A 731-nucleotide genomic window follows, 5' to 3' on the forward strand; every position below is an offset into this window, starting at 1 on the left:
GCTTCCACAGGTTCCGCGTTCTCTGCAGGGGCTGTGCCCGCAGCTGCCGGTACCCGCTCCGGCACCATGAATTTGGGCAGCAACACTTGCACGATCGGGCCGATAGCCACGGCATAGACAACGGTGCCCACCCCTACTGAGCCTCCCAACAGGAACCCCACGGCCAGGACCACCACTTCGATGCCGGTGCGCACCAACCTGACGGACCATCCTGTACGGCGGACCAGGCCCGTCATCAGGCCGTCGCGGGCACCGGGGCCAAGCCTGGCCCCGATGTAGCAGGCAGAGGCGATGCCGTTGAGTACCACGGCCCCTGCAAGCATGGCGATCTGGCCGCCAAGGTGGGTGACCTCAGGAATGAGCCACAGTCCCAGATCGGCGAAGAGTCCTACGAGCACCGCGTTGGCGATGGTTCCGATCCCCGGCATCTGCCGCAACGGAATCCAGAGGAGCAGAACCAGGAAGCTGACCGCGATGACCACAACTCCCATGCTGAAACCGGTCTTCTGGGACAGGCCTTGATGGAACACATCCCAAGGATCCAAGCCCAGGCCCGCCCGGATGAAAATGGCCAAGGAGATGCCATACATCGCCAGGCCGATCAGGAGTTGTGTGATTCTTCGGGTCATCATGATGTCCATCCTCCAAGAGAACTGGCCTTGTAATCCATAGCCAGTTTGGAATACTGGTCTTGTGTCCGGCTCACTGAACCCCACTGCCCTCCTCCGCCT

The 731-nt window shown here is 61.7% G+C and carries 1 protein-coding gene; it reads right to left on the minus strand.

Features of this window, described 5'->3' with window-relative positions; all coding sequences use genetic code 11:
- The coding region (locus HP499_RS24690) for a YitT family protein (RefSeq protein ID WP_172326634.1) at positions 1–632 on the minus strand (632 nt) is incomplete at its 3' end.
- Between the last annotated feature and the right edge of the window lie 99 nt (positions 633–731).

This window comes from Paenarthrobacter sp. CM16 (assembly GCF_013179505.1).
GTDB lineage: Bacteria > Actinomycetota > Actinomycetes > Actinomycetales > Micrococcaceae > Arthrobacter.